This is a genomic window from Armatimonas sp. (assembly GCF_043757465.1).
In the GTDB taxonomy this organism is placed as follows: Bacteria; Armatimonadota; Armatimonadia; order Armatimonadales; family Armatimonadaceae; genus Armatimonas.
This window is the reverse complement of record NZ_JAYVPL010000133.1, coordinates 38,597-46,277: the sequence shown is the minus strand read 5'-3', so window position 1 is coordinate 46,277 and position 7,681 is coordinate 38,597. Positions and strand designations below refer to the sequence as shown.

Genomic DNA, 7,681 nt, shown 5'->3' with positions numbered 1-7,681 from the left:
GGGCATCTCTCAGGATGCCCACTTCTTCTAGGGTTTCGGCTCTCAGGCCGAAGTCTTCCGAGACATACCCCGGAGCTTGCTCCGGTCGGATTGTGATTACGCTTGCGGCCTTCCCAGCCTTCCTCCAGCAAGAGATAGCAGCCTTTCTGGCGGTCTGAGACCGGGACGATTGTAAAATCGGCCTCGGGGCCGGGCAAGTTCTGCCAGGTTGAAAGAACGTTTTCGACTGCTTGACGTGGCTCTTCTAAGGTAGCCATTCGACAATTCCCTCCCGTTTGGCATCAAAACTGAAGAGCCTCAGCACGCTGTCTTCCAGCAGAATCTCGCCGAGTGCATCTTCAAAGACGCTTTCCAACGCTTCTTGCGGGATCGCCAGAACCCGTGTCCGCTCCGGGTCACTGCGACGGAGCAGCGAGCGGTAGACCATGTACTGCCCTGTTGCTTGCTCCAGATCAGCGACATCCGAGGCACCGCTAAAGGTCTTGATCTCGACCGCGATCTTCTCCGTGCCACGCTCGGCGGCAAGCAGGCGCTCCGCTCCCAGATCAACATAGAGACGCTTCTTTTTGTAGTTCAGTCGCAGCGGGTCATGCGTGATCGTCCAGCTCGGTCTCACTCGCAGTTGGGCCGGACAATCGCGCGGACATCAACCCGAAAGCTGGGGTCGGGTACGGTGAAGCGGAGGCTGGGTGGGGTGCCTTCTAGGCCCTTGGGGTCGAAGCGCAGGATCAGGCGCACTGGCTTGCTTTTGGACTCCGTCTCAAAGAAAACGGTCTGGGAATTGCTTGCGCCTTGGGCGAGCCCCCCATCACGCAGTTCGGGAGCATCGGAGCGTGCGGGGATTGAGTTGCCGTCTTCGAGCACGAGCGTCAGTCCGCTCCAGCCCGTGCCACCTGGCGCATAGCCGCCGAGCTTGGTGCCGTTGCGAATCTCCACTTTCGCCTTCCAGCCTGCACCGTCCGTGGCGGGATCGGCCTTCTCGATGCTTATGACTTGGAAACGCCAGATACCATTGAAGAGCCACTCCCCCCCTTTTCCCTCCACTCCATTCTGCTGACTCGCACCCCCTGCACCTGTACTCGTACTTGTCGTGGCAGCGGTGGGAAGCGTCAGCTCGACACCTCCTGTGGTGCTCTTTACTCCCACGCCCGCCGCTTTAAGAGCATCAATGGAAACATAGGTCTTGCCTCTGTAGACCAGTGCTCCCCCCGCCACCGCCTTGCCATTTATCCTCAGGCCCAGCACTTGCTGCGCCAGCGCGACCGAGGTTGTGGCAAGTGCCAGCCCTCCGATAATATAGTGTTTTTTCATGATTTTTTCCCAAAGATGCGAATCTGAGTCGAGAGCGTGAACGGCTGGCCGTCGAGGTCAAATGTGGCTTCCCCGTAGGCCGCACCGAAGCCGCGACGGGGTGTGGGTTGCCAGGCCTCGAAGCCTTGCGCGGCGATGGGAAGCTCAGTGAAGGACCACTTCTGATCGCGGAAGTCCGTGGTCGGGCCAAGGCACCGGAAGAGGCGAGCGGCGCGGAGGGGGGACGTGCTGGAGAAGCTCAGTCGTGCGCCGTTGTCCTCGGGCGTCCACTGCCATCTTAATGTGGGCCAGGGGCGACGGGATGCGAGTGAGCGGGTGAAGGCGGCCAGCGTGGACATCACCCGGACACGATCTTCCAGGCCATGGCCGGAGTTGGGGGCGTAGAGCACCCACTTGGGGCCTTTGAGACCGTCCCAGTAAAGATTCAGCGCATCCTGGGCCCAGTAGCGGTCGTTGGTGCCGAGCTGCAGCAGCTTGGGCAGGGTCAGGCGATCCCGGTAGGAGAACGGATCCTCTAAATCCATCAGGCGCTTGCCGGGTGGGGTGAGAAGAAGCTTATCGAAGCCCGTGCGGACGTAGTCCTCGATCTCCTCGCTGGGCTTGCCGCCGAGCATGTCGAGTTGATGCGGAATCTGCTCGGCCACTTTCAGCACATCAATCACCTGCGGCGCGATCCCGACCACGCGCTTGTCCTGGCTCGCGCCCACCAGCCACGTCGTCCAGCCGCGCTTGCTCGCCCCAAAGACCATAAAGCGCTGGAGTTTATTTTTTGTGTGCTGCTGAAGTGCATCGAGAGTCTTGAGCACGGCCTTTGCCATCGGGAAGTGCAGCGGCCAGCTCTCGTCGTTGGTTTCGAGATATTTTTGCCAGGTGTAGGCGATCAGCGCGTCTTCCGTAAGGCCGCCGTAGAGTGGCTGCATCGGGTTGTTGAACATGGTCGCCACCGTGCACCCGGAGTCGCGGGCGAGCTGAATGTTCATGGCTTCGTCACGGTCGCCGCCATTGCCACCCGTGTTGCGCACGGCGCAAAAATCCGGGTAGCGCAGCTTATCAGGGCGACAGACCTGCACGCGATGCTCCCAAACATTGCCTTGCCAGGTCTGTGAGACAAGCTTAAGTTCCTCGATAAGCACATCGCCCACGCGCTTCTCGCTCTTTTTCTCCCAACGAAACGCGGGTTCGGGGCGAGCTAGATAAGCATCAAAGCCATTGAAGACGGACAACAAAGTTCGGTTCATGCAGAGATTATAGCGTATCGGCCCCGGTGATGTGGGTGGAGCAAACCAGAACGAGCCAGCCCTCTCCGGGCTGGCTCGTTCTGGTTTGTTTAGCGCAGCTCGGGGCTGGGCGGGAGGACATTGTCGAAGCTCGGGGTGGTGTGGATCGCTGGGTTGTAGTTGCTGAAGGAGCGAACCAGGCGCTGGTTGGTGCCACCGGGCATTCCCACAAACGGGGAGCTGTACGAGGGACGACCATTCTTGTCGAAGGAGACAATGCGGCCCTTGTCGTTGGCGACCAGCATTCCTGCCTCGTCAATATCAATACCGACAGGAAAACTTGCTCCTTGAAGGGTGGTCTTGCGGGTGGTGACACCGCGCTCACCCCAGCTGAAGCTATAGATGTCCACGGAGCCATCGCAGAGTAGCGAGACTTCATCGGTCACGGGGTTGCTGACCAGCTCCAGCTTGTAGGGGGTTGCCAGCGTAATGTCCAGACGGTCGGTGCGTAGCGGCTTGAGGTCGGCATCGAACTGGATCATCACCTTGCTGGCACGATCAAATGCGTAGAGAATTCCTCGTTTCTCCGAGAAAGTGATTGCCGCGATCGAGAGCCCCATGGGCAGTGTGAAGACCTTCGCGGCGGAACCATCGCGGCTAAAGCAGGTGATCTGCCCGGCTTGGAGAACATAGAGCTTTCGCTCCGGTCCCCCGATCACCAGGCGCTGCGGCTTGCTCAGGGTCGGCAGCCCGGTCTCCGTGCGCTGAACTGCCGGTAGCACACGGGACTCGCCGGTGTGGAGATCGAGCTCGTAGAGGCTCTCGCTTCCCTCAATCAGATAGGGGGTCTTCACATCAATCGGATCATAGGCGATATCCAGGATGCTGCCGCCGGTCAGTGAGCGGTAGGTACGCACGGCCTGCTTGGCCTCGACATTGAAGACAGAGACTGGCGTCAGTATCTGGATCACCGGCCCTTGCGAGACAAGACCTTGTTTGGGCTTGATCACCATTGCGCCATCAATATAGCCACTCCCGTAGTTCTTAATGCGGCTCTGGGTGCGCTGAAAGACATGATCCACTAAGTTAGCGTCCGTGTAGCCGTACTTGCCTGGGACATCCTCCACATCGTAGGAATCAAACGCAAAGGCGGACTGCGCAAAGAGATTCGCGGAGTCGTTGGCGGGATCGAGGATACCGATACTCGCCGGGCTAAATAGCCCGACACTCGATGCCTGTCCCAGGGTCACAAAGTGCCCACCTGCTCGGACATGGGGGAGGTTCATGTCTTTGTTGGTGTACCAGCCTACTCCAAGAGTCACTAGCCGCCCTTGTACCGCCATGATCGCCAGATCGCTAAAGAGTGGGGAGTAGTTTTTGTCGGCATAGAGCAGATCCACTCCAAACTTGGCGGGGTCAAGGTAGAGCTTAGTGGCAGCAAGCGCTGCATTGCCTCCTGTCCCTTTAATCGGGTCGGTGCTCATCTGGTTGCCAAAAATCTGGAGACTACTGGTCATCTGGTTGTAGATGCCTTGGTTATTCGACTGCCAGTTCGCCACTCCTGGGAAGACATTGGAGTAGCCATGCCCCGCAATATAGCCCAGCATGTTCATACAGGCGGTGGGAACACAGTACATCGCACCTTTATTAGGCAAACCAAAAATACTGCCGATTGCGTTTCGTCGTTGATCCAGATCCAGCATATTCGCTGCTTTGTAGCCAAAATCCCCGTATTGATAGTAGCCATAGTCGCCGACATCGGCTCGTGTGCTTTTGGCTAGGAGTAAACTCGCTCCTGCTAGTGCAGAAATACCCAGTAGTGTTATCCATCGTTGTCGCATCGTGTTTTTCCTATTCTTTTGGTCTTCGTTTTGAAGAACTGAGCCTAGAATAACGTCTCGATGTGGACGAAAAAGTGGACGGGAGCTGAGTCGTTGCGTGGTCGGAGTTTTTTTTATCGTGGACGGCGTGAATCTCTACGCCATGCCGAGCTGAACCGCTGCTTCGTCGGTGAGGGCGTGGCCGAGTGCGTACTCTCGATCAAAGCTGGCAGAACCAAGGCGCTCCGCCAGAAGCTCCAGGTCATCGTCGTGGAACCGGCGCTCTAAAAAAGCGAGTGCTCCGTTCATACCCGCCCGGAGCCGATCCGCCACGCCGTAGAGCCGTGCGGAGCGCACGAGATTTTCTTCCCGAAGCGCTAGGTGAGCCAGCCCGACAAAGCTATCCACAATGAAGCGGCCATGGCGCAGTGCCAGGCTCTGGGTCAGGTGCTTGCGTGCCTCGTCGTAGTTGCCCCAGGCAAGTGCCACTAGCCCCAGGTTATTTAAAGACATCACGATCCCACGCTGGTCTCCCAGCCCCTGATTGAGCTCCAGGCTCTCGTCCACCAGCGCCTGCGCCGCCGCGTAGCTGCCCAGCGCCAGCTCGATCCGCCCTAGATCATTGAGTGAGGACGCGATTCCTGCCGTCATTCCTAGCTCCCGGTCAATCACCAGTGCCTGCTCGATCAAAAGCCGTGCTTGCTTATAGTCTCCTTGCTCCGTGAAGACATTACCTAAATTATTGAGATCGTTGGCCTCCAGATAGCGGTCCCCGAGCTCCCGGCAGAGGGAGAGTGACTCGCTGTAGAGCGCCAGAGCCCGCTCGTTGTCGCCTTGTTCGTTGGCGATCATTCCCAGGTTGTGCAGTGCCCGCGAGATCCCTCTTGTCTCCCCGAGCTCTCGGCAGAGCACCAGGCTTTCCTCGTAAAGTGTCCGGGCACGCTCGTAGTCGCCCTGGTCGAGAAGAACCGTCGCCAGGTTGTTGAGAATACTAGCGCTCCCTCGCTGGTCTCCCAGCGTACGACGAAGCACAAGGCACTCCTCAAAGTGGGCAACGGCGACGGCATAATCTCCCTGACTCCGGGCTAGGTTCCCGGCTCCCATCAGTGCCCGTGCACGGGTTGCAGTTCCCTGGGGAGTGTCTGCACGGGTGAGTGCCTCGCTGAGATGCTCGCGTCCCTCACTCCAGTGCCCCCGCAAGTACCAGTAGCGAAAGAGCGCGGCGCAGAGCTCCAGATGCCGCTCCCCCACGCTCCAGTCAATGGCCTGCCGCAGGTTGTTGTGCTCCGCATCGAGCGCCACTAGCCAGTGTGTCTGCTCGGACCCTACCAGGTTCGCTTCCGCCTCGCTCGCAAGCTGTGTGTACCAGCTCTGGTAGCGCTCCAGCAGCTCTGGTAGCTCCTCGGTCGCTTGTTTTAAGCGGCTGTACTCACGGATTGTCTCCAACATTCGGTAGCGTGTCTGTCCTTCAGCGCTCTCTTCCGTGAGAATCAGCGACTTATCCACAAGCTGCTCCAGCAGGTCCAGAATCGCATCGGCGATCAGTGCCGTACGGTCCCCACAGATCACCTCGGCAGCCTCCAGCGAGAAACTATCTCGAAAGACAGCCAGACGTGTGAGCAAGAGCTGCTCTGGTGCGGGCAGGATATCGTAGCTCCAGTCAATCAGGGCGCGTAGGGTCTGCTGGCGTGGCAGAGCGTTACGGCTCCCTCCCGTTAACAGCCGGAAACGATCCTCCAGACGCAGTGCGATCTGCTCGACACTCAGAGACTTAACCCGTGCCGCCGCAAGCTCAATGGCCAGCGCGATTCCGTCGAGGTGCCGACAGATCTCAATGGCCGCCTGTACCACCGGCTCCGTGATCACGAGGGCAGGCTGAACCGCTCGCGCCCGCTCAAAAAAGAGACGCAGGGCCGCATAGCGCTCGATCAGCACCTCAGGTAGGCCTTGCTGCGTCGGTACCTCCAAAACGGGGACGCGCCAGACGACTTCTCCGGTGATGCCCAGCGGTTGGCGGCTGGTGGTGAGGATCTGGAGGCTAGGGCAGTCTCGTAAAAGGCGACCCACAAACTCAGCACTTGCATCTACTAAGTGCTCACAGTTATCAAGAACAAGCAAGAGCGAACGAGGGCGTAGAAACTCAACCAGCGACTCCAGCAGGGGTTGCTCCCCAGTCTCCTGGAGTCCGAGTGCGGCGGCCGTCGCTTGGGGCAGGTGGGTGGGATCGCGCACGGGAGCTAGGTCTACAAAGCAGGCGCCGTCCTGCATCGCCCGAGCTTTCTGCTGCCCCCAGGCCGTCTCCAGCGCCAGCCGCGTCTTGCCGATTCCCCCTGCTCCCGTCAGAGTTACCAGGCAGGCATTGTGCAGGCACTCCGTGATCGCCTCCAGCTCCCGCTCCCGCCCGATGAGCGCTGTCAGGGGGCGAGGAAGTGTGTAGAGTGCAGGGGCTTTCCGTGACACCGGAGCGAGCGCCGGTGCTGCCACGGGCACCGCTGTTGCCGCTGCACGAATGCGGTTGTAGAGCGCCGTCAGCTCTGCCGACGGGTGGGCATTGCTCTCACGGAGCAGACTACTGCGGAGCGCACGGTAGACCTCTGCCGCCTCGGCAGGGCTCCCCGTCTCGGCAAGTGCCTCCATGAGAAGACGGCAGAGTCCCTCCCGCAGGGGCTCTCGCACCACTGCCTCGCGAAGTGTCGGAATCACCTGGGACAGCTCCCCGGTGACTTGCTTCCGTGCCGCCAGACGCTCGACCGTGGCAAGATAAGTCTCCCGGCGCGCTGCCTGCTCAGGATGTACCCAGTCCTCGTAGCAGTCCTCCAGCAGCGGTGCCCGGTACAGTGCCAGAGCCTTCTCCAGTGCTTCCGTGGTGTCCTGCTGAATCGCCTCGTCAAACGCGAGAACATCGGCCTGCTCGGGGGTGAGCCGCAGAACCAGCGTGTGCTTCGTGGTGGACTGGAGCAAGTGCTTGGCCGTGGGACCCAGGGCATCGCGCAGGTTTGTGAGAGAGCGCTTGAGGTTCTCTAGCCCTCGGGCCTCGTCGCTCTCCGGCCAGAGTGTTCCTGCCAGCCAGACCCGCGAGACATCTCGGTTGGCACGTAGAGTCAGCAAGGCGAGGATATACAGCCCGCGGCGTGACCGAAGTGCCGATAGTGGCTCCCCATTCACCTCAACGGTTATTGATCCAAAGAGCCGAATCGTCAGCATCTTCGTCCCTCTTTCTCTATTCGACCACGCAAATCCTTTGTTTCCGTCCACGTTTCCGTCCACTTTAGTCCGATAAACTGGAAGGCAGAAGTGGGGAACTGTGCCCCACTCGCCTCCGTCTAAGGAACC

General features: G+C 59.7%; 6 protein-coding genes. All 6 read right to left on the bottom strand.

Features of this window, described 5'->3' with window-relative positions; genetic code table 11:
- Positions 1 to 257 (bottom strand): element excision factor XisI family protein (locus ACH2ED_RS18835; protein ID WP_395094252.1); only part of this gene is annotated, 257 nt, incomplete at its 3' end.
- On the bottom strand, positions 245 to 616 hold the full coding sequence (locus tag ACH2ED_RS18830; RefSeq protein WP_395094251.1) for an element excision factor XisH family protein: 372 nt from the start codon (positions 614 to 616) through the stop codon (positions 245 to 247). The genes ACH2ED_RS18835 and ACH2ED_RS18830, both read right to left, overlap by 13 nt.
- Positions 613 to 1,311, bottom strand: a complete 699-nt coding sequence (locus ACH2ED_RS18825; protein WP_395094250.1) for a hypothetical protein — start codon at positions 1,309 to 1,311, stop codon at positions 613 to 615. The genes ACH2ED_RS18830 and ACH2ED_RS18825 overlap by 4 nt, the downstream gene beginning before the upstream one ends.
- Positions 1,308 to 2,549 (bottom strand): PhoPQ-activated protein PqaA family protein, encoded by a 1,242-nt coding sequence (locus tag ACH2ED_RS18820; protein WP_395094249.1) that lies wholly within the window; start codon positions 2,547 to 2,549, stop codon positions 1,308 to 1,310. Before ACH2ED_RS18820 ends, ACH2ED_RS18825 begins: the two co-directional genes overlap by 4 nt.
- 89 nt (positions 2,550 to 2,638) lie before the next feature.
- Entirely contained in the window at positions 2,639 to 4,369 is a 1,731-nt protein-coding gene (locus ACH2ED_RS18815; protein WP_395094248.1) for a hypothetical protein, read from the bottom strand.
- Positions 4,370 to 4,504: 135 nt separating this feature from the next.
- Positions 4,505 to 7,552 carry a tetratricopeptide repeat protein gene (locus ACH2ED_RS18810; protein ID WP_395094247.1) on the bottom strand — a complete coding sequence of 1,016 codons (3,048 nt, stop codon included), beginning with the start codon at positions 7,550 to 7,552 and terminating at the stop codon, positions 4,505 to 4,507.
- Positions 7,553 to 7,681: the final 129 nt, after the last annotated feature.